This window comes from Natrialba taiwanensis DSM 12281 (assembly GCF_000337595.1).
In the GTDB taxonomy this organism is placed as follows: Archaea; Halobacteriota; Halobacteria; order Halobacteriales; family Natrialbaceae; genus Natrialba; species Natrialba taiwanensis.
This window is the reverse complement of sequence record NZ_AOIL01000013.1, coordinates 156,654-176,168: the sequence shown is the minus strand read 5'-3', so window position 1 is coordinate 176,168 and position 19,515 is coordinate 156,654. Positions and strand designations below refer to the sequence as shown.

The following is a 19,515-nucleotide window of genomic DNA, read 5'->3' as shown; positions in this document are numbered from 1 at the left end:
CGATGCAGGATATTGTTCAGGACGCCCTCGACAACGCGGAACAGGAAGCCCGTGAGATGGACGCATCGATGGACGAAGACGAGTTCGGCGAGCCCCGGATCGTCATCGTCGGCTGCGGTGGTGCGGGGAACAACACCATCAATCGGCTGTATAACATCGGTGTTGACGGTGCTGACACGGTTGCGATCAATACGGACAAACAGCACCTGAAGATGATCGAGGCCGACACGAAGATCCTCGTCGGCAAGTCGCTCACGAACGGACTCGGTGCGGGTGGCGATCCGTCGATGGGCGAACGGGCGACGGAGATGGCCCAGAGTACGATCAAGGAAGTCCTCGGTGACGCAGACCTCGTCTTCGTGACCGCGGGGATGGGCGGTGGCACCGGCACGGGTGCCGCCCCCGTCGTCTCGAAGATCGCCAAAGAACAGGGTGCGATCGTCGTCGGGATGGTCTCGACGCCCTTTAACGTCGAACGCGCCCGCACGGTCAAAGCCGAGGAAGGTCTCGAGAAACTCCGCGAGCAGGCCGACTCCATCATCGTACTGGACAACAACCGGCTGCTCGATTACGTCCCGAACCTGCCGATCGGCAAGGCGTTCTCCGTGATGGACCAGATCATCGCCGAGACCGTCAAGGGCATCTCGGAGACGATTACGCAGCCGTCCCTGATCAATCTGGACTACGCGGACATGTCCACGATCATGAACCAGGGCGGCGTCGCCGTCATGCTCGTCGGCGAAACCCAGGACAAGAACAAGACCGACGAGGTCGTCAAAGATGCGATGAACCATCCGCTGTTGGACGTCGACTACCGCGGTGCATCCGGTGGACTCGTCCACATCACAGGTGGTCCGGACCTCACACTCAAAGAGGCAGAAGGGATCGCAGACAACATCACGGAGCGCCTCGAGGCCTCGGCGAACGTCATCTGGGGCGCGCGCATCCAGGAGTCCTACAAGGGCAAGGTCCGGGTCATGGCGATCATGACCGGCGTTCAGAGCGCTCAGGTCCTCGGTCCAACGACGCAAAAGCAGGCCGACAAGTCCCGCGCCAGCATCGAAGGGCTCAACGATGCCGACTTCGACGCGAGCAACAACGTCGAATCCGGACGCAAACAGGGGTTCGGCGCGCAGAGTGACGGCGGCCGAAGCGAACTCGAGAAACAGAACGGCGTCGACGTTATCCGGTAACCTCGTCGCTTTTCAGGCGACCGAGTGCAGTTTCGGTTTCAAATACATCTGTGAGCGTCGGCCATGTATGACACGGCAGCACCTGTCGTACACATTGCATACAGCGACGCGGGTGACGGTACACGCAGCGACGACACCGGAACTCCGATTCGCACTCTCACGGACTGCTGTCAGTCAGTTCCGGCGCACCCGCGCGCCATCCGGCGGTTGGGCCGGGAAATCGGTACAGCAGACCGTTTCAGACGAGCGCCTCGAGCAACGAACACTTCCGACAGACCTCACGCGTCGTCGTCGACCCACACTCGACACACTCCTGAAGGTCCGCACCATCATCGCCGCTGAACTCGTCCGCCGCAATCTCCGCGACCTCCTCGTAGCCCGAGATGATCGAATGTCGCGTCCCGGGATGGTTCTCCTCTAGCTCGTACAACAACTGCTGGATCTCGCCGCGGTAGGCTTCGCTCGCGTGCGGACACTCTGTGATGTGTGCCGGCAGATCCTCGAGATGGGCGTAGAGGGCGACCTCCTTCTCGGGAACGTCACGAAGCGGTTTGGCGCGCGGCACGAACTCGCTCTGGTCCTCGCGTTTCGAGAGCGGGCCGAGACTCGCATCGAAGTGTTTGGCGATCTGTTCGACGTCGCCTTCGAGGAAGTTCATTAACGCCGTCTGGGCCTCGTCGTCCAAGTTGTGCCCCGTCAACAGCAGGTCGGCCTCGAGTTCATCGGCGTACGTCGAGAGGAGGTCCCGGCGGAAGACGCCACAGTAGGCGCAGGCGGCCATGTTCTCGGGGTCGTCCTCGACGACATCGTCCATCCGAACGCCGAATTCCTCCGCGTAGGAGACGAGTTCGTGGCGAATGTCGAGGTCGTCGGTGAGTTCGACGCAGGCGTCGACGCTCTTGTCGCGGTAGCCCTCGATGCCCTCGTGAATCGTCAGGCCGACGAGTTCGATACGCGGGTCGTCGTCGAACGTGTCGTGGAGGAGCTGTGTGAGGACGACGCTGTCTTTGCCGCCGGAGAGGCCGATGACCCAGGTTTGGGGGTTTTCGGGGGTTGCGTCCTGGGGGACGAGATCGTCGCGTCGGATGCGACGGCGAACTCGTTTGGCGACGGATTCGCGGAAGTGATCGGCACAGAGGTGAGATCCGGAGTAGGCGGCGTGCATGACCGCCTCCTGGTCACACCGATTACAGTCCATCGCGGAGAGGTTGCGGTCGAACGCGTATGTCGGTTTCGTCTCCGTGGTTGTGGCCGGTCTTTTGTCTCCATGGTTGCGGCCGGTCTTTCGTCGTCTCGGTCGCACCCATCAGGAGAACCTGTCAGGAGACTCGCGTTCGAGCAGTGCGAAAATCGCGCCTTAGGCCGGCACGATCGACCGCGCTTCGATAGCTGCGGCCCCGTCTTCGAGGGCGTCGAGCAGGAGGTCGATGTAGCGCTCCCGAGTTGCGGAAGAAAAGAGTTCGTGACCGCCGTCGTAGAGGACGACGTGTTCCGCGGGGACGCGTTCGCCGATCGGGCGGAGGCTGATAACCGGGTCTCGAAGCGAGCAGAAGACGACCGCGTCGTGGTCGATCGTGAGCAGGTCCTGCTGGGCGTGGCGCGTCTCGCGGACGAACGCGGGCGATACCCACCGCGGGGTCGTCGCGAGCTGGTGGTCGGTTGCCCGCTCGCCGAGGGCATCACGGTCCATGTCGCCGACGGGCAGACAGGGGAGCGTCGTCGGGACTTTCGAGACCAGATCGAGAAGGGCGTCGGGATAGTCCGCGCCGTAGCCCCACCACGGACTCAGGTAAACGTGGTCGTCCGCGCCATCTAACGCCTGGGCGACGAGCGCACCCGAACTGTGGGCCAACAGCTGGTACTCCTCAAACTCGAGGACGTACTCCGCGATCGGCTCGAGCCAGTCCGCTTTGAAGTCCTCGATGTTCGTCGGGAGTTCGAACGCGTGAACTCGATAGCCGGCGTCGGTCAGCTTCCCGATGAGCCAACTGACGTTCTCGTGGGTCCAGCGGTTGCCCCAGCCCATGACGAACACGAGTTCAGTGTCGCCGTCGTCGTTGAAGACGCGGTGTCGCATATCTTGGCATTCGATATGATCGGATAAAAACCTGCTCTCTTGACACGATTCGCGCCGGCGTCCGACGGTGTCGGTGGGCGGCGGCATCGACAACGCGCGGACACGAACACGGGGTTTACCAACGGCTTTGAGCGTACTCGACCGAGAGGTCGTATGTTCGACTCGCTTCGCGCACGACTCTATCGGATTGGGTTCAACCTCTTTCCGGCCTATCGCCGCACCGGCGGCCGCGTCACGTACATTGCACCCGACTGGCAGGAGGTTCGGATCAAGCTTCCGCACACCTGGCGGACGCGAAACTACGTCGGGACGACCTTCGGCGGCAGCATGTACGCCGCGACCGACCCGTTTTACATGATGATGCTCCTCAAGAATCTCGGCGACGAGTTCACTGTCTGGGACAAAGAGGCCGATATTCGATTTAAGAAGCCGGGGCAAGAGACGCTGTACGCGCGGTTTACGATCAGCGACGAGGAACTGGCCGCGGTCCGTGCCGAACTCGCGGATTCGGAGACAGACTCGATCGATCGCCACTACACCGTCGACCTCGTCGACGCGGACGGGACGGTGCACGCGACGGTTCGGAAGACGGTGTACGTGACGACCGATCGGTCGAAGCGGGTTTGAAGCGCCGTTGGGGTAAGAGCGGGAACGGGAATGGGAGCGACATCGAAACTGAAACCGACACTGAAAACGAGAAACCGTTTTGCGACTCGAGACCCCACTCACCCACAATGAGTGGATTTGACCGCGCCGACGCGGTCGCCCGGCTCGAAGAACTCGTCGACACCGTCGAACGCGAACAGTTGCCGGTGCCCGTCCGAGAAGTCTGGGCCTTCGGCGATGTCGCGCTCGGTCTCGACCCGGTCGAGCGCCTCGATGTCTACCTGACGAAGGACATCCTGTTGCGCGACGGCAGCGCATCCGTCAGCGACACTGGAGACGACCCGGACGCCCGATTTCGCGACTCCCACGGCATTGCCGGCGTCGGCAAATCCGTCCGCGCCGACTGGGCCGACGACCATCCCGACCTCCTGCGAGCGAACGCGAACGGTCACGCCGCTCCCGAACAGTGTCTCGCCGCCCACTTGCTCGGCGACGAGGACGAACCGATCCACCTCGAAGTCTGCAACGCCTCCTTCGAGGACAACGTCACCCAGCGTCTCCGCGGTGCGAAACGCCGTGGCGACTACACGCAACTGCTCGACCCCCGCGGCGTCTGCCTCTGGGCCGAGGGCACGAAAAGCGACGAGGCCTTCCGGAAACTCCGCGAGAGCGAACTCGCGCTGCCGACGCTTTCGGCGGCCCTGGGGATGCTCGGACTGGACGACGAGGAGGCGACCGAGGCCGCCCATGACCTCCACGCCTGGCGCGAGCAACAGGACGGCGTAACGGTTCGCGGCGATGTCGTCTGAGAACGGGCAACTGCGTTCTGTTACTCCCGGTTCTGTGCCGCCGGAATCGCCCGCGCCGCCGTCGCCTTGAACGACGCACGCACCGCCACGCCGGGTTCGAGTTCGAGTCGCTGCAGGCTCGTCCGCGTGATGACCGTCTGGAGGGTGAACTCGTCACCGCTGTCGCCATCACTGCTGCCGTCGCCCTCGTCGCCCTCGTCGCCGAGGTCGAGCGTGACTCTGGCGATGGCGTCGGCGGCGTCGATCGCCGTGACGGTTCCCGTAAACTGGTTTCGAAGGCTCGTCCGCCGCGGGTTGCTGCCGTCTGTGGCATCGCTCCCGGCTGTCGATACGTCGGACGCCGACGGATCGTCGGTCGCTGTCGCGTCGACTGTCGACGGATCGGACAGCACGACCGCATCCGAGCGGACGCCGACCTCGACCGTCGTCGCGTCGTCGGGAACGAGGGCGACGATCCGACCGATCGGCGTCTCGACCGTCCCGAGTTCACCGGTTCGATCGACCACGGTCCCCGGAAACACGGATTCGGTGACGCGGGCGACGCCGTTGAGTTCGGTCTGGTGGCGTTCGAACTGTTGGAGGAGGTCGACCGCCGCGGGCGTGAGTTCGGTTCCGCCGCCGTCCGCACCGCCGCGACGGCGCTCTGTGACCGCGCCGACCGCGTCCTCGAGTTCGACGACGCGACGCTGGAGACGGGCGTACGAGCGCCCGAGCGCGTCGGCGGCGGCGTGCATCGAGCCGTGGCGGTCGATGGCTTCGAGCATCTCGACGTCCCGGCGGTCGATCGTCACGCCGTCGATGGCGAGTTCGGTTCGGTACCGCTTTTCGACGGTCACGGTGACCTCCGTCGCACGGGAGTTGGTGGCATACGAAGACAATACAGCGCCATTAGTAAATCAACTCCCCGTCGATGAACTTTCGCGTCCGCGGGTCCTCCGGGTCTTCGAACATCGTCTTCGTCTCGCCGACCTCGATGATCCCGTCGCCGAGCAACACCGCAACCCGGTCGGCGACGCGCCGGGCCTGGTTCATGTCGTGCGTCGCGATCGCCACGCCGATCCCGCGCTCGCTCGCCTCGCGGACCGCATCCTCGATGACCGACGTATTCCGCGGGTCGAGATCCGACGTGGGTTCGTCGAGCAAGAGTACGTCGGGATCGAACGCCAGCGCCCGTGCAAACGCGACGCGCTGGGCCTCTCCACCCGAGAGCGAACTCGCGTGCCGGTCGAGTTCGTCCGCGAGCCCGACTACGTCGAGCGCCTCGATCGCCTCACTTGTTCCGTCGCGCAGCCCGACGAGGTCGGCGACCTCGCGGCGAAGGCGGTCGATCCAGGATTGGCGAACGTGCAGGCCGTACTCGGCGTTACGGCGCACGCTCGCGTCGAAGAGGCTGGCGTCTTGGAACACCATGCCGATCCGCCGGCGGAAGGCGAGGCGCTGTTGGGTCGTGATCTCCCAGACGTCGGTTCCGTCGTACTCCAGTGCCCCGTCACGGGGCTGCTCGAACAGCGCAAGGAGACGCAGGAGCGTCGTCTTGCCGACGCCGGACGGGCCGATGATCGCGACGACCTCGCCGGCGTCGATCGACAGCGAGACGCTCTCGAGGACGGTTTCGGAGCCGTAGCCGTGCCGGATGTCGACGGCCCGGAGCGTCGGCGTTGTGGACGGTGGCGCATCCGTCGGCCGAGTTGAACTCGCGTCTTTTGCGGCCGTTGCGGGGTCGTCCATCGTCATCGGTACCCTCCGTTGGTGCCCCCGAGGCGGATCACGAGCGCGTTGACGAGCAAGACGAGGACGACGAGAATCGCGCCGAGGAGAAACGCCGTATCGAACTGGCCGTTCCGGGCCTCGACGCGGATCGCCGTCGTGAGCGTCCGCGTGTAGGACTCGCCGTCCGATCCGACGATGTTGCCACCCACGATGAGGACGCTGCCGATCTCGCTGATCGCCCGGCCGAACCCGGCGAGGACGGCGGTGACGAGACCGTACCGGGCCTCTTTGATCGTGACGAGTGCGACATCGAGGCGCGTCCCGCCCATCGCGAAGGCCGCATCACGGACCTGCTGGTCGACGCTCGAGACGGCGGCGAGGCTCACGCCCATGATGACCGGCGTCGCGAGGACCAACTGGGACAGGATCATCGCCTCGGTCGTAAAGATCAGATCGAGCGGGCCGAGCGGCCCCTGATTGGAGACGAGAAACAGGACGGAAAGCCCCACGACGACGCTCGGAAAGCCCATTCCGGTCGTGATGACTGACCGCAGAAAGCCCTTGCCGCGGAATTCGGTAAATCCGAGCACGAGCGCGACGGGGATGCTCAGGAGGGTACTCAGGGCGACGGCGACGAGACTGACGTAGAGCGAGACCTCGATGATGCTCCTGATGTAGATCCACTCGAAGGGGAACTCGGACTGGAGCGGGGCGATCGCCGCCAGGTTCGGCGTCTGACTGAGGCAGTCGCTACAGCCGGCCATCGGCGCGGCGCTCGTTCGGATGCCACTCACGATCGGTTCACCGGATTCATCCTTGGGTATCGTCTCGTTGCTCGGTCACGCGTTGTCACCACGTCGATTACGTCTCGCCGTCGCTTTGCCACCCTTCGGGGACGTACTGCTGGAAGTTCGGGTCCTCGCTTAACGCATCGGGGTAGAACAACTGCTCGCCGTTTACCGTATACTCCTCGATGATCGATTGCGCCTCGGGGCTCGTCACGTAGCCGATGTATGCCATCGCCAGCGTGTACTCGACGTTGTCGTGAATCTCGGGGTTGACCGCGACGATCCCGTACGGGTTCGAGAGCAGTTCCGACCCGCCCTCGATCGGCCCCTGCACGTGAATCTCGAGATCGAGATCACTGCGCATCGAGAGGAAGGTCCCTCTGTCCGACAGCGTATAGGTCCCATCCAGGTTCGCCTGGTTCAACGCATCACCCATGCCGGACCCGATACTGCGGTACCACTCGCCCGACGGCTCGCCGAGCGACGTTTCGCCCCAGAGTTCCTGTTCTTTCGTGTACGTCCCCGAATTATCGCCGCGGGAGACGAACGTCGAACCGGTGTCGGCGATCGCTTCGAACGCCTCGACAACCGACTCGTTGCCGTTGATTCCGGCCGGATCGTCGGGCGGCCCGACGACGACGAAATCGTTGAACATCAGATCGCGCCGGTTCACGCCGTAACCGTCCTGCATGAACTCATCCTCGAGCGACCGGGCGTGGACCATCACCACGTCGGAATCGCCGCGGCGTGCCGTTTTGATGGCGTTTCCGGTTCCCTGAGGGACCGCCTCAACCGTAACCCCGTAGTGCTCCTCGAACGGCGGGTTGAGTTCGGTTAGAAGCTCCGAATCGTCGGTGCTGGTCGTCGTGGTAAGTGTGAGCGACGTGCCGCTCACGTCCGGCATACCGTCGCCTTCGTCCGATCCACCGTTCCCGAGACAGCCCGCACTGCCGACGGCGAGGCCACCCCCGACTGTCGCGATGAACGCTCGGCGTTGTATCGACATCGATATATCGTTATCATCCGGTATGCAAATAGCTATGGGGAGATCGTAACCGGAAACGGTTACAATTCTCCGGACCGGCGGTCGAACGTCTCTCTGTATGACGTTCTGAAACCGGCCGTCTGCCGACAGTAACCGCCGGCCGTTTCACTGCAGCGTGAACGCGGGAGGGGTTCGTGACTGTAACTGTGGCTGTGATTGCATTCCCGACTCGAATCGCCACACACGGACAGCGGTAGGAGATATCGCGCCGTCTGGTCCAGCGTTGGTTCGCGGTTCGGTCGCAACCATCGCCTCGCTTCGACGGCCGTTCGTCCGTCGGTACGCCGGCGATCCGCGATCTAGAACTCGGTACAGACCGGGATGCCGAGGGTATCGTACTCGCCGAGGCGGTCCATCACGTCGGGCACGTCCTCGAGCGAACAGGTTTCCGTGACGATCGTTCCCGGATCGATCGTCCCGGCCGTCATCATCCGGAAGATTTCGTCATACTCGTTCGGCGGCATACCGTACGAGCCGTAGAACTCGCGTTCGTCGGTGACCATCGTATCGATCGGAATGGCGATTTCGCCGGCCTCGTCAGACGTCGTCATCCCTATCTGGAGGTGTTGGCCGCCCTTCCCGAGCGAGTTCACCGAGTTTTGAACCGTCTCCGCGACGCCGAGTGCGTCGATCGAGACGGCGACGCCGCGACTTCGCTCGGTGTAGGCCTTTACTGCCTGCGGAACGTCGTCGACGGCCGTCGCGTCGACGGTCTCGACGGCACCGACTTCCTCGGCCATGGCGAGTTTGTCGGCGGCGATGTCGACGGCGATTACGTTCGCTCCGAGCGCGCTCGCGACGTGGATCGCGGAGAGTCCGACGCCACCGCAGCCGTGGACCGCAACCCAGTCGCCGGCAGTGATGTCCACGCGGTGAACGACGCCGTGGAAGGCGGTGGCGAACCGGCAGCCGAGTCCCGCGACTTCCGCGGGGTCGACCGAGTCGGGAACCTGAACGAGGTTCTGGTCGGCGTTTCGAACCGGGTACTCCTCAGCGAAGGCACCCTGCTGGAACGGGACGAAGCCCATCGGCACGGACCGCTCGCAGATGTTCGCCCGTCCCGCTCGGCAGTGCGGACACGTCCCGCCGCTCAGGTTGAACGGATTCGTCACGCGGTCGCCCTCGCTGACGCGGTCGACGTTCTCGCCGACCTCGACGACGCGACCGACGGGTTCGTGGCCGAATATCAATCCCGGCGACGGAACCAGTCCGATCCAGTCCCAGTCGCCCTGCCAGGCGTGCCAGTCGCTGCGACAGATGCCGCAGGCCTCGGTCTCGACGACGACGCCGTCCGCCTCGCACTCCGGCCGATCTACGTTCTCAACCGCGAGCGGTTCATCCACGCCCTGGAACACGACTGCTTTCATAGCCGGTCACACGAGGCCCGTACCCATAAAATTAATTATTTATTATTATGTAATGGCCGAAGCTATCGACGCATCGTAACCGCATCACCCCAGGCGAGTCGCCGACCGCTAGCGTTCGGTCAGCCCATCTTCGGAACGCCGCCCAGATTCACCTTCACCGTCTTCACCTGCGAGTACTCCGCGAGCGCCTCTTCGGCGAGTTCACGTCCCGTCCCGCTTTCTTTGTAGCCGCCGTGGGGTGCCGGATCGAAGAGGTCGTTGTAGGTGTTGATCCAGACCGTCCCCGCCTCGAGTTCGGCGGCGAACTCGTGGGCGGTTCGGAGGTCTTCGGTCCAGACGCCCGCGGCGAGGCCGTAGGACGTGTCGTTCGCCCGGCGAAGGACGTCCTCGCGGTCGCGCCACTCGAAAACGGAGAGTACGGGGCCGAACACCTCCTCGCAGCCGATGCGGTCGTCGTCGCCGACGTCGGTCAGCACCGTCGGCCGGACGAAGGGCGCTCCCTCGAGTTCACCTTTGACCATGTCGGTTCTACCGGCGGCTACCGTTGCGCCCTCGGCGACGGCCGTCTCGACGTACTCGCGAACGCGCTCCCGGTGAGCGTGGTCGATCATTGGTCCGATGTCCGTTGTGGGGGCGAGCGGATCGCCGACGGTGAGGCTGTCGATGGCATCGCGAAGGCGTTCGATGAACTCGGCGGCGATGTCTTCGTGGAGGTACAGCCGCGAGCCGGCGGTACACTGCTGGCCGGAGTTAAAGAAGATACTTACGAGCGTTCCCTCGATCGCCTGCTCGAGGTCGGCGTCGGGGAAGACGATGTTCGGACTCTTGCCGCCGAGTTCGAGCGAGGTCGGCGTGATCGTCTGTGCGGCGTTCTCGAGGGTTGCGACGCCCGCCGCGCGCGAGCCGGTCAGACTCAGTTTGTCGATGTCCTCATGGGAGGTCATCGCTTCCCCGACCGCGTCGCCGGTGCCGGTGACGACGTTGACGGTCCCCGGCGGCAGCACTCGGTCGCAGATTCGCGCGACCGCGAGCGAGGAAAGCGTGGCTCGCTCGGAGGGCTTGAAGACCACCGCGTTGCCGGCCGCAAGCGCCGGGCCGAGCTTCCACGCGACGAACATCGCGGGGAAGTTCCACGCGGAGATCGCGCCGACGACGCCGTATGGCTCCCGGTGCGTGAAGACGCGTTTTTCGTCGCCGGTCGGCACGACGCGCCCGTCGTCGGTCGAGCGCGCGAGCGCCGCGAAGTGGCGGAACTGCTCGACCAGCACCTCGCAGTCGACGAACAGCGCGTGGAGGTTCGGCTTCCCGGTCTCGAGGCTGTCGAGTTTCGCGATTTCCGTCGTCCGGTCTGCAAGCCGGTCTGCGATCTCCCCGAGGCGGTCGGCCCGTTGTCCGGGCGTGAGCTGTCCCCAGCTCCCCTCGACGGTGGCCCGTGCGGCCTCGACGGCCCGGTCTACGTCTTCGGGGGTGCCGCTCTGTACGGTCGCGAGTTCAGCGCCCGTCGTCGCGTCGATGGCGACGCCGTCCTCGCCCGCCGCGGCGTCGATCCACTCGCCGTCGATCAGGTGCCCGTACCGCTCGCGCGAGACGACCGTCTCGGCCGCGGCCTGGTGGCGCTCGCGGACGGCGTCGCTCACCTCGTAGCGCGTCCGGTCGTAAAACTGCTCCTGCATCGACGATCACCAGCCCTCCGGCACGCGGCGGTCGCGGATCGGTGCCGGTTCGAGCGCGGTGATTGCCCAGCGTTCGGTTCGTGGTGGCTGTGTGGGAATCACATGCATCTATAGACAAGTCATCGTCGCTCCTGCTCGTCAGCGTGATCCCTCGGAAACGCGGGACTCTTTAAACGGGAATCGACCGCCTCACCGGATCGCATGCTCAATGCGACAGCGGTCGGCGACAGACGGCTCACAGCGCGTCGAGGCCGAGCAACTCGTTCTGGACGCGCTCGCCCACCCGAATCTCGCAATCCGCTCGCGGGGACGAACAACACAGCAGCACGTAGCCGTCGGCCTCCTGGTCCGGTGTGAGCGCCGTCCCGTCGCCGTCAAGGTCCCCCGCGAGCAGTTCGCCGGCACACGAGGTACACATGCCGTTCCGACAGGAGTGGGGCAGCTCGAGGCCGGCGCGCTCGGCCGCGTTGAGGACGAGCTCGTCGGGGGCGACCTCGATCGTTTCCGTCCCGTCCTCGAAGTGAAACGTGATCTCGTACATCTCCGTTTAGATCCGCTGGCGGAGCTTGTACAGTTCCAGCGCCTCCAGGCGCGGATCGCCGGTCCCCACTTCGTCGTGCTCGAGACTGGTGCCGCTGATACTCTCGTTGAACGAGGTGCTGACGCCCTCGTCCTCGAACGTCGAATCCATGATGTAGGCGACGTTCTCGCGGACCTCGTCGGCGCTCTGGCCGAGTTCGGCGGCGGCGTCCTCGATCGCCTTGGCCACCTCCTCCTCTGCGGCGGTGAACTCGGCTCCGCGCGCGAGTTCGGTGAGTTCGGTCGGATCGGCGTCGGTCGTAGTGGCGGCGTCGGCTGATGCGTCAGTCGCGTTCGTCGAGTTCGTGTCGTCCGTCATGTTATCGCCCTCCGTCGGCCGCGGCTTCGACGCCGCGCTTTCGCTGGTACAGGTCGCGATACGTCCGAACCGCATCGTCGATGTCTTTCTCGAGACACTCCTGGTGGCGGTCGGCGACGCGGCCGACGACGGTCCGGTGGTCCATGTCGAGGTCGAGCGCTTCGTTGAACTGGCCGTCGATGAGGTGGCCGACCCGCAACAGGAGGTCGTTAAAGTTGATCTCGAGGGGATCGTCGACGGCGTCCGTGAACATGTAGCCGAAGTCCGCGACCGCCGGGACGTTCTCGTACAGCACGTCGACGATCGCCTGGCTGACTCCCTGGAACTCGGGTTCTCCGGCGCGTTCCTTCGCGATCAGTTCGGAGAGCGCTTCGACGCCGTGGGTCATGTGTCGGCCCTCGTCGGTGCTGATGAACTTGAACCCATGATTCAAAAGCGGCAGCGGTGCGTTCTGGGAGAGTTTGTTGATCGAGTAGAAGCCGCCGCGAGCGAGCAGTCCCTCGACGATCATGTGGTAGACCGTCAGCGCCTTCGCGATGTCCACCGGATCCCTCGAGTGGGCGGCCCTGGCCGTGAGTTGGCCCTGCCGATCGAAGATTTCGCCGAGGCCGGTCGCTTGGACGATCGGAATCCGAGCGCCGCCGCGCTTCGGGTTGAGGTCGGCGAACACGTCCTGCTCGCCCATCACCTCGTGCATGTACACGTCGAGGAACTGCGTGTGCTTGTGCTCGGTCAGGGTGAACATCGTCATGTACATCTCCATCTCCTCGTTGTCGTCGAAACACGGCGCGCCCGCGATGCGCTGGAGGTGGTGACTCGCGTCTTCGCCGACGGCGAACTCGCCGTCGAGGAATCCCGACAGCAGGTATCGAATCTGCTTTCGCTCGCCAGGCTCGAGCGACGCCCAGATTTCGCGATCCTTCTCGAAACCGACCTCGTCGAACAGCTTTTCGACGTTCCACGTCCCGAGTTCGACCCCTTTCTGAAAGAGGTCGTACCACTTACTCGAGGTATCGATCCGTTCGGCCTGAAATCCTGATTGTGTGGTAGCTTGTGGCACAGGAACGCTTCGCCGCAGTTGTCAATGAGCGTACCCGCTCGAATACGCGGGAGTTGAAGTCCTCCCGCTCGCGTCTCTCCTTCGCCTCGCTCGACTGGGCGAGGGCTGTCACTCGTGCGGTGAGGGCTATGCGAGCGAAGAGCACGGGCGGGACACACGACGACGTGATCCACCGCGGTCCGCCGCTTAGAGCCGTTCAGAACAGGTACTGCGCGTCGGTCTCGCCGGCGACATCACCCATTGCCGCCGCCGCATCCCCGTAGTGAAGCACTCGCGTTACGTCCCCGTCGAGTTCCATCTCGTTCGACATCACCGACTCGATCACGTCGGCACCCGCGACGAGTTCGGTCCAGGTCTCGTAGGGCGCTTCGAGTTCGAACCCCGGGTCCCGGGCCGACGGGTCGGCGACGAGTTCCGCTCGCTCGCAGTCGCCGTCTTCGAGCGCGAGATGGGCGTACACCGTCGATCCGTCGACGACGTACTCCTCCAGTTGTGCGAGCAGTGACTCGAGATCGCCCCGGATATGCGTCTCGAGCGCCGGCCAGACGACGGTCGGCACGTCGGCGAGCGCGACGGTCGAGAGTGCCCGTCGGAATCGCGCTTGTTCGTCGTCGCCGTCGGCGGCGGCGAATCGCTCGTCGAAGGCCGGCGTCGCCGTCTCCCGTAACTGATCGAACTCGTCGGCAGAGAGCGCGTCGATCCGGTCGAATAGCTCGGCTGTCAACGCGTCGGGAAGGTCGCCGAGCGTCGTCTCTTCGAGGGGAAGGTGCGTCAGGACGAAGCAAAAGTCGCCGTCGAACTCGACGCCCCAGCCCTCGCTCGCCGCCGCGTACGCGTCGTCTTCGGCGAGGTTCCTGCGGTAGCTCTCGAGCCATTCTTCGGACGGAAACCAGTCAGCCATGCGTGTACGCACTGCAGTCGATCGCTTCAGCGTTCGTCCGCGAATCCGAGGGCGTATATATCGGTCTCCCGGGCACGACTGACGAGAGTAACGAAATGAGGTACGAATTGATAGGAGCAGCGAACGGAGTGTACGGACTGGCAGGCGGCGCAAACGAAGTCTACGGGCACCGTCCGTGATAAACCCCCTCGCATACCCGGAGAAATCACAACAAGCGTTCACAATGAGCACCGTTCTAGATCGGGTCCACCGTGGCCCGGAAACCCAGATGAGCACGCAACAACGCCGACCGATCGAACAGTACTTTCCGACGGAGCCGTGGCTCGAGCAGTACCGAACAGCGATCGACGAAAACGATGCCTACGCCGACCACTCGGCCGGCTGGGGCGTCGACTTCGACGGCTCGTTCGTCTTCCAGATCGAGGCCGTTCCGCTCGACTCCACGACGGTCGCTGACCTCCCATCCGAACTCGTCGAGGCGGTCGAGGACGACCTCTCCGCGCTCTCCGCCGACCGACTGGAAGCGATTCTCGAGAAAGCGCCGGCAGCTGATCGCGAGCGTATCGAATCCCGCAACGGGTCGCTCGAGGAGCGCGTTACCGCCGAGGTTCGAGGGACGACGATGGCGGCGCTTCCCGATCGTACCTGGCCGGCGCTCCGGACGGAACTGCCGGCCATCCTCGACGAACTGATAACCCAACTCGAGGAGAACGTGGCCGACGACGGCACGATCTACGCGTATCTCGAACTCTACGACGGCGAGTGCGAATCGGTGGATACGATGCTTGACCTCGACGACCGAGAGCACGGCTTTCGGCTCATCGGCGACTACGACACCTGGACCGACCTCGTCCGCGGCGAGGGCGACGTCATCAACATGCTGATGTCCGGCGAGTTCGAGATCGACGGCGACATGCAGAAGATCCTGCAGTACTCCGACGCGGCGGTCGATCTCGCGGAGATTGCCGCCGACGTCGACACGCGATTCATCTTCTGAGCCGGAGACGCGCCTCGTGCGTTCAGGACTCGAGAATCAGCCCGTACACCAGCCCGAGCGTCCCCCCGTAAATCGCCCACGCGAGGACGACGACGACACTGGCGACCGTGGCGTTCGAAAACGGCGTCGAGACGCCCATCACGACCGGGAGCCAGCCCGGGACGAGGAACAGGGAACTGACCGCACCCACGACGATCCCGTATCCGTTCCCGAGCGCGAACGTGGTCGTCGCGAGTGCGGACCGCTTGAGAAGCGGCGTGAGGAGCCGACGGAGGGACTCGTTGCGGCTCGAGAGCGCCATCACTGTCCCGATGAACGAATCGATCGACCGCGAGACGACCAAGCTAAACGGGAGCGCGAACAGCACGCCCAGCGCGAACATCGCGAGCCAGCCGCCGTCTAACGTCGGCGAGCCGAAACCTCCGCCGATCCGTCTGATCGCGTCAGTATCGTACAGCTGGAGCACCAGCGCTGCCTGAAACCCGCCCGCGAGACCACCCGCAACGGCGGCCTCGATCTCCCGCACGCTGAACTCAAGGGATGCGAGCCACTCGTCGATCGAGTTCAGGACGATGCGATACGGCGGCGCATCGGTGTCGGTGGTCGAGGCGGCCGGGGCGGTCGTATCGGCGTTAGAACTCGATCCGGCGTCGTGACCGGCACTGGTGTCTCCATCTGCCATACCCTGCTATCATGTTCGACGGTACCGCGCCTCAGTATTGTTCCGCGTATCCGGGGTCGTTTATACGGTGCAGTCCGATTCCGGATCGGCCCAAAAAGCGCCGATCGGCGGTTCTCACACCGGGACGCCCGCACTGGTTCAATAGCTCGCCGGACGTCCCCGACCATCCGAGTCGTCACGAGTGTCGTCCGACGACCGCAATCGTTTACTATCGGGATGTGGGCCCGAGAAGGTATGGACGAACTATTCGCACAGGACCTCGGCGGAAAGACCATCGTCGGAACCGACGGTACCGCGTTCGGCACGCTCCACACCATTACGATCGAACCCAAGTCCGGCGCGCTCCGCGATCTCGTCGTCGATCCTGGCGACCACTCCCCCTCGTCGATCACGCCCCGCACCGACGACGACCGGCTGCGAATCCCCGTCAGCCGGATCAAGCGAGTGAGCGACCAAATCGTCGTCCGCCCCGACGACGACCGCGGGCGGTGAACTCGCGGGACCGCCGGCCGATCAGTACGCGCTCATTCCGGTCAGTTCCTTGCCGACGATGAGCTTCTGAATCTCGGTCGTTCCGTCCGGGATCGTCATTACCCGGGCGTCGCGGTAGTACCGTTCCATCCGGTTCTCGAGATCGAGCCCCGCGGCACCGAGAACCTGGAGCGCGTCGCTCGTCGCTTCGATCGACTGCTCGCAGGCGTAGCCCTTTGCGAGCGACGAGAGCAGTCGAGCGTCGGAGTCGCCCTCGACGAGGGCTTCGGCGGCGCGCCGCGAGAGACCCCTCGACGCTTCGATCGCCGCCCGAACGTCGTAGAGTTTCTCCTGCACCAACTGGTGCTGCGCGATCGGGTCGCCGAACGTCTCCCGATCCTGGGCGTAGGCGAGCGCGTCGTCGAACGCGGCCTGCATGATCCCGACGGCCATGAACGCCATCCCCGTCCGCATGAACGAGAACATCACGTTCAACGGCTTGTGCTCGAAGAAGAGTTGACTGACGCTCTCCGGGAACGGAACGATTTCGGAGATGTCGTGGCCGTCGGCGATGGCGTCGCCGAAGATCGTCGAAAAGCGGTTTTCGACCGGAACGCGAACGTTGTCGAAGACCATGCGGCCGTTCGGGACGCCCTTCCAGCCCAGTTTGTTCATCTCCTCGGTCTCGAAGTCGGCGTTTGCCCGATCGACCAGGAACATGTCCTGGGCGTCCTCGGAGGCGTCGCGGGCGATAACAAGCGCGACGTCGGCGATCTGGGCGTTCCCGACCCAGACTTTCTCGCCGTTCAGCACGAACTCCTCGCCGTCCTTGCGCGCGACGGTGTTCGGGTGGGCCGTGTCGCTCCCGCCTTCGGGTTCGGTCACCGCGAGGCAGCCGATACACCGGTTCGCTTCGAGTTTCGGGAGCATCGCCTGGCGCGTCTCGTCGGCCGCAAACCGGACGAACAGAGCCGGAAACGACATCTGCAGGGCGACGTTCAGGCTCGGCCAGACGCGGCTGATCTCCTCCGAGGCGATGACGAACCGCCAGACGTCCCCGAAGTATCGGTGAACTGTATCCGGTGTAAAGCCGATCCCGAGTTCTTGCAGATCCTCGAGGTAGCCCACGAGTTCGTCTCGGGTCATCGGCCCGTTGCGATCCGCCTCGTCGACGATCGGCTCGATTTCGGTCTCGAGGTACGTACGGAGCTCGTCGCGAAACGCCGTCTGGTCGTCGGTCAGGCGCATTTATGACTCCGCGGATGCGGGAACCTGGTCGGACAGCGAGTTCATGATCGGTGCGAGGCGGGTGCCCTTGTGGACCGGGCCGTCCATCTGGTACTGCTGTTGCATGAACCCCTGAATCGGATCAACGCGGCCGACGATAAGCCCGACGAGCGTGTCCGCCGGGCCGGTGATCTCGAGCATCGGGTCGTCGAGCGTGCCTGCCCCGCCGGTCATCGTCTGCTCGGTTCCGTCGACCTCGAGGTGGCCAGCCATCGGGCAGTCATCGGCCTCGAAGGTGACGGTGATGTCGTCGTCGATGCTCTCTTTCACCTCGGGTGAACTCTCGACGAGGACGTTCATGCCGGCCCAGAGTAGTTCCTGGAACTGATCCGCAGTCTCGGGGTTCTCGGAGACGAACGACGCGATGTCCATCGTCTCCATCCGCGCTACCACGCGGCCGAACGTTTCTGGGTACTCGCGGACGAGATCCTCGGTCTGGCCCTCCATTCGTCCGAGCAGTTCCGGGAGGTCGTCTTCGAGTTCGTCGTCGGATTGCTCGAGCGATGCGTCGATGTCCTGAATCAGGTCGGTGTCGGTCATGGGTATCGATTCGGGCTCACCACGCGGATGAGTCCCGCTGATAGTGAATAGGGAACAACCGACGAACAGTGTGATCCGTGGAATGCGCGGACGTTTATAACGGTCCGTGCGACGGTCGGCGAGCGGTCAGTTGTTTCGGGAGCGACTGTCGCCGGACGGGGGTCGGAGATCGTACTTCCAAAGCCGGTCCGTTCCTGGCAGGTGGCTCCCGCCGACCTCGACGACCCCGTGTTTGGTCGCGAGGAGGTAGACGAACAGGGCCCCGAAGAACGTCGCCGGCGTCAACGCGAGGTGCCACCACAGCGACGATTCGATCTCGTACCCGTTCGCGACGAGCAGTTCGCCGACCGTTTCCAGTGCGAACAACACCGCAGGGTGGACGACGTAGACGCCGACGGCGTACTTTCCCCACGACGGTAACGAGGTCGACTTCCCGAGGGACGGCCGCGAGAGGAGAAACGCGAACAGCGAGAGCGTGACCAGTACGGTGACGACCGAGTAACTGGCTGTGTAGACGCCGTGTGCGAACGTCTCGTCGCCCACGACGTACCCCAGGACGTAGCGTTCGCCGACGTGGAGCGCGCTGAAGAGGACGGTCGCCCCGAGATAGCGCCTGCTCCGCTCGGGGGCCGGCTGCCAGTCTCGCGAGGCGATGTAATACCCGAGACTCGTATAAAAGAACCCGAAGAACAACGCATCCCTGATCTCGAACGGAACGTCCACGAACATCGTGTAGCTCGCCCCGAGCAGCCCGACGACGTGGAACAAGACCGAGATCGGCAACAGGTACGACGTTTTGTCCGCGAGCACGAACAGACAGATCAATCCGAGCGAAACCAGGAGCGCCGGGAGAAACCACAGGATTTCCGACACGGAATTCCCGTAGTAGAACAACGCCACCGGCGACGTGAACTCGAACAGTTTGCCGACAACGCTGGTCGCGACGGCGCGATCGTCGATCCCGGCGCGCGCGGCGGTTCCCGCGAGAAAAACCGGTGCGGAAAGCAACAGCCCGAACACATAAATCGAGGCGATCGTTGTCGCTCGTTTCACGAAGTAGCTGACGGGATCGCGATTCGCCGTCTTCCGGGCGAAAAAGTACCCCGACGTCACGAAGAAAAACGGGACTGCGAATCTCGCCGAGCTGTCGATTGCGAAATTTATCATATTTCCATATATAGTAATATTCCTGAATAGATTTGTATGAATGGCGACAACGAACAGCATCGCAATTATCCGCATCGAATCGATACTATAGATTCGTTCGCCCATAATCCGGCTATCCACATTTCTACCTATGATCCTTTTGCCTCAGGTAAACGGTTCGTCGACTTGTAATTTTGTCATCTATAGAATCATTCTGTGTATATTAAAGACATATGATATTCACCATGGCCGCTGCATCATGCGA

General features: G+C 63.8%; 21 protein-coding genes. 5 read left to right on the top strand and 16 right to left on the bottom strand.

From position 1 onward, the window contains the following. Positions 1 to 2: 2 nt before the first annotated feature. A complete protein-coding gene (gene ftsZ / locus C484_RS04565) occupies positions 3 to 1,193 on the top strand; it encodes a cell division protein FtsZ (protein WP_006824778.1) in 1,191 nt (396 codons plus the stop codon). Between the two features lie 238 nt (positions 1,194 to 1,431). On the opposite strand, the gene ncsA is transcribed toward ftsZ, so the two are convergent. Both ncsA and C484_RS04555 read right to left on the bottom strand, forming a co-directional pair. Beyond that, positions 1,432 to 2,391, bottom strand: coding sequence for a tRNA 2-thiolation protein NcsA (ncsA, locus tag C484_RS04560; RefSeq protein ID WP_006824777.1), 960 nt, complete (start codon positions 2,389 to 2,391; stop codon positions 1,432 to 1,434). Positions 2,392 to 2,550: 159 nt separating this feature from the next. Next, on the bottom strand, positions 2,551 to 3,270 hold the full coding sequence (locus C484_RS04555; RefSeq protein WP_006824776.1) for an alpha/beta fold hydrolase: 720 nt from the start codon (positions 3,268 to 3,270) through the stop codon (positions 2,551 to 2,553). Positions 3,271 to 3,423: 153 nt separating this feature from the next. On the opposite strand from C484_RS04555, the gene C484_RS04550 reads away from it, so the two are divergent. Next, positions 3,424 to 3,897 carry a DUF4442 domain-containing protein gene (locus tag C484_RS04550; RefSeq protein ID WP_006824775.1) on the top strand — a complete coding sequence of 158 codons (474 nt, stop codon included), beginning with the start codon at positions 3,424 to 3,426 and terminating at the stop codon, positions 3,895 to 3,897. A 107-nt stretch (positions 3,898 to 4,004) separates the two neighbouring features. Further along, the gene (locus tag C484_RS04545) at positions 4,005 to 4,685 is read left to right on the top strand and encodes a DUF7095 family protein (RefSeq protein ID WP_006824774.1); all 681 of its coding nucleotides are present in this window, start codon (positions 4,005 to 4,007) and stop codon (positions 4,683 to 4,685) included. A 20-nt stretch (positions 4,686 to 4,705) separates the two neighbouring features. On the opposite strand, the gene C484_RS04540 is transcribed toward C484_RS04545, so the two are convergent. The 10 genes from C484_RS04540 to C484_RS04495 form a co-directional block, all read right to left on the bottom strand. Further along, positions 4,706 to 5,521 carry a molybdenum-dependent transcriptional regulator gene (locus tag C484_RS04540; protein ID WP_006824773.1) on the bottom strand — a complete coding sequence of 272 codons (816 nt, stop codon included), beginning with the start codon at positions 5,519 to 5,521 and terminating at the stop codon, positions 4,706 to 4,708. Between the two features lie 52 nt (positions 5,522 to 5,573). Then, positions 5,574 to 6,419, bottom strand: coding sequence for an amino acid ABC transporter ATP-binding protein (locus C484_RS04535; protein ID WP_394295300.1), 846 nt, complete (start codon positions 6,417 to 6,419; stop codon positions 5,574 to 5,576). Beyond that, the gene (locus tag C484_RS04530; protein ID WP_006824771.1) at positions 6,416 to 7,159 is read right to left on the bottom strand and encodes an ABC transporter permease; all 744 of its coding nucleotides are present in this window, start codon (positions 7,157 to 7,159) and stop codon (positions 6,416 to 6,418) included. The genes C484_RS04535 and C484_RS04530 overlap by 4 nt, the downstream gene beginning before the upstream one ends. Before the next feature lie 97 nt (positions 7,160 to 7,256). Continuing rightward, positions 7,257 to 8,189, bottom strand: coding sequence for a substrate-binding domain-containing protein (locus C484_RS04525; RefSeq protein WP_006824770.1), 933 nt, complete (start codon positions 8,187 to 8,189; stop codon positions 7,257 to 7,259). 338 nt (positions 8,190 to 8,527) lie between these two features. Beyond that, the gene (locus C484_RS04520) at positions 8,528 to 9,595 is read right to left on the bottom strand and encodes a zinc-dependent alcohol dehydrogenase family protein (protein WP_006824769.1); all 1,068 of its coding nucleotides are present in this window, start codon (positions 9,593 to 9,595) and stop codon (positions 8,528 to 8,530) included. Between the two features lie 119 nt (positions 9,596 to 9,714). After that, positions 9,715 to 11,268: an aldehyde dehydrogenase family protein gene (locus C484_RS04515; protein ID WP_006824768.1), complete on the bottom strand. Its 1,554-nt coding sequence runs from the start codon at positions 11,266 to 11,268 to the stop codon at positions 9,715 to 9,717. 235 nt (positions 11,269 to 11,503) lie between these two features. Next, entirely contained in the window at positions 11,504 to 11,809 is a 306-nt protein-coding gene (locus C484_RS04510) for a 2Fe-2S iron-sulfur cluster-binding protein (RefSeq protein WP_006824767.1), read from the bottom strand. Between the two features lie 6 nt (positions 11,810 to 11,815). Next, a complete protein-coding gene (locus tag C484_RS04505) occupies positions 11,816 to 12,166 on the bottom strand; it encodes a hypothetical protein (protein ID WP_006824766.1) in 351 nt (116 codons plus the stop codon). A gap of 1 nt (position 12,167) precedes the next feature. Next, positions 12,168 to 13,226 (bottom strand): ribonucleotide-diphosphate reductase subunit beta, encoded by a 1,059-nt coding sequence (locus C484_RS04500; RefSeq protein ID WP_006824765.1) that lies wholly within the window; start codon positions 13,224 to 13,226, stop codon positions 12,168 to 12,170. A 196-nt stretch (positions 13,227 to 13,422) separates the two neighbouring features. Continuing rightward, positions 13,423 to 14,127, bottom strand: coding sequence for a hypothetical protein (locus C484_RS04495; RefSeq protein WP_006824764.1), 705 nt, complete (start codon positions 14,125 to 14,127; stop codon positions 13,423 to 13,425). Positions 14,128 to 14,395: 268 nt separating this feature from the next. Here C484_RS04495 and C484_RS04490 point away from each other — a divergent pair, with 268 nt between their 5' ends. Then, the gene (locus C484_RS04490) at positions 14,396 to 15,124 is read left to right on the top strand and encodes an SCP2 sterol-binding domain-containing protein (protein ID WP_049915021.1); all 729 of its coding nucleotides are present in this window, start codon (positions 14,396 to 14,398) and stop codon (positions 15,122 to 15,124) included. A gap of 22 nt (positions 15,125 to 15,146) precedes the next feature. Here C484_RS04490 and C484_RS04485 read toward each other — a convergent pair whose 3' ends face one another. Continuing rightward, on the bottom strand, positions 15,147 to 15,806 hold the full coding sequence (locus C484_RS04485) for a hypothetical protein (protein WP_006824762.1): 660 nt from the start codon (positions 15,804 to 15,806) through the stop codon (positions 15,147 to 15,149). 234 nt (positions 15,807 to 16,040) lie between these two features. Here C484_RS04485 and C484_RS04480 point away from each other — a divergent pair, with 234 nt between their 5' ends. Further along, positions 16,041 to 16,298 (top strand): PRC-barrel domain-containing protein, encoded by a 258-nt coding sequence (locus C484_RS04480; protein ID WP_006666080.1) that lies wholly within the window; start codon positions 16,041 to 16,043, stop codon positions 16,296 to 16,298. A gap of 21 nt (positions 16,299 to 16,319) precedes the next feature. Here the strand turns inward: C484_RS04480 and C484_RS04475 are convergent, their stop codons facing one another. The 3 genes from C484_RS04475 to C484_RS04465 form a co-directional block, all read right to left on the bottom strand. Continuing rightward, positions 16,320 to 17,525 (bottom strand): acyl-CoA dehydrogenase family protein, encoded by a 1,206-nt coding sequence (locus C484_RS04475; RefSeq protein ID WP_006824761.1) that lies wholly within the window; start codon positions 17,523 to 17,525, stop codon positions 16,320 to 16,322. Next, the gene (locus C484_RS04470) at positions 17,526 to 18,104 is read right to left on the bottom strand and encodes an SCP2 sterol-binding domain-containing protein (RefSeq protein WP_006824760.1); all 579 of its coding nucleotides are present in this window, start codon (positions 18,102 to 18,104) and stop codon (positions 17,526 to 17,528) included. 126 nt (positions 18,105 to 18,230) lie between these two features. Next, the gene (locus tag C484_RS04465) at positions 18,231 to 19,376 is read right to left on the bottom strand and encodes an acyltransferase (protein ID WP_193364799.1); all 1,146 of its coding nucleotides are present in this window, start codon (positions 19,374 to 19,376) and stop codon (positions 18,231 to 18,233) included. Positions 19,377 to 19,515: the final 139 nt, after the last annotated feature.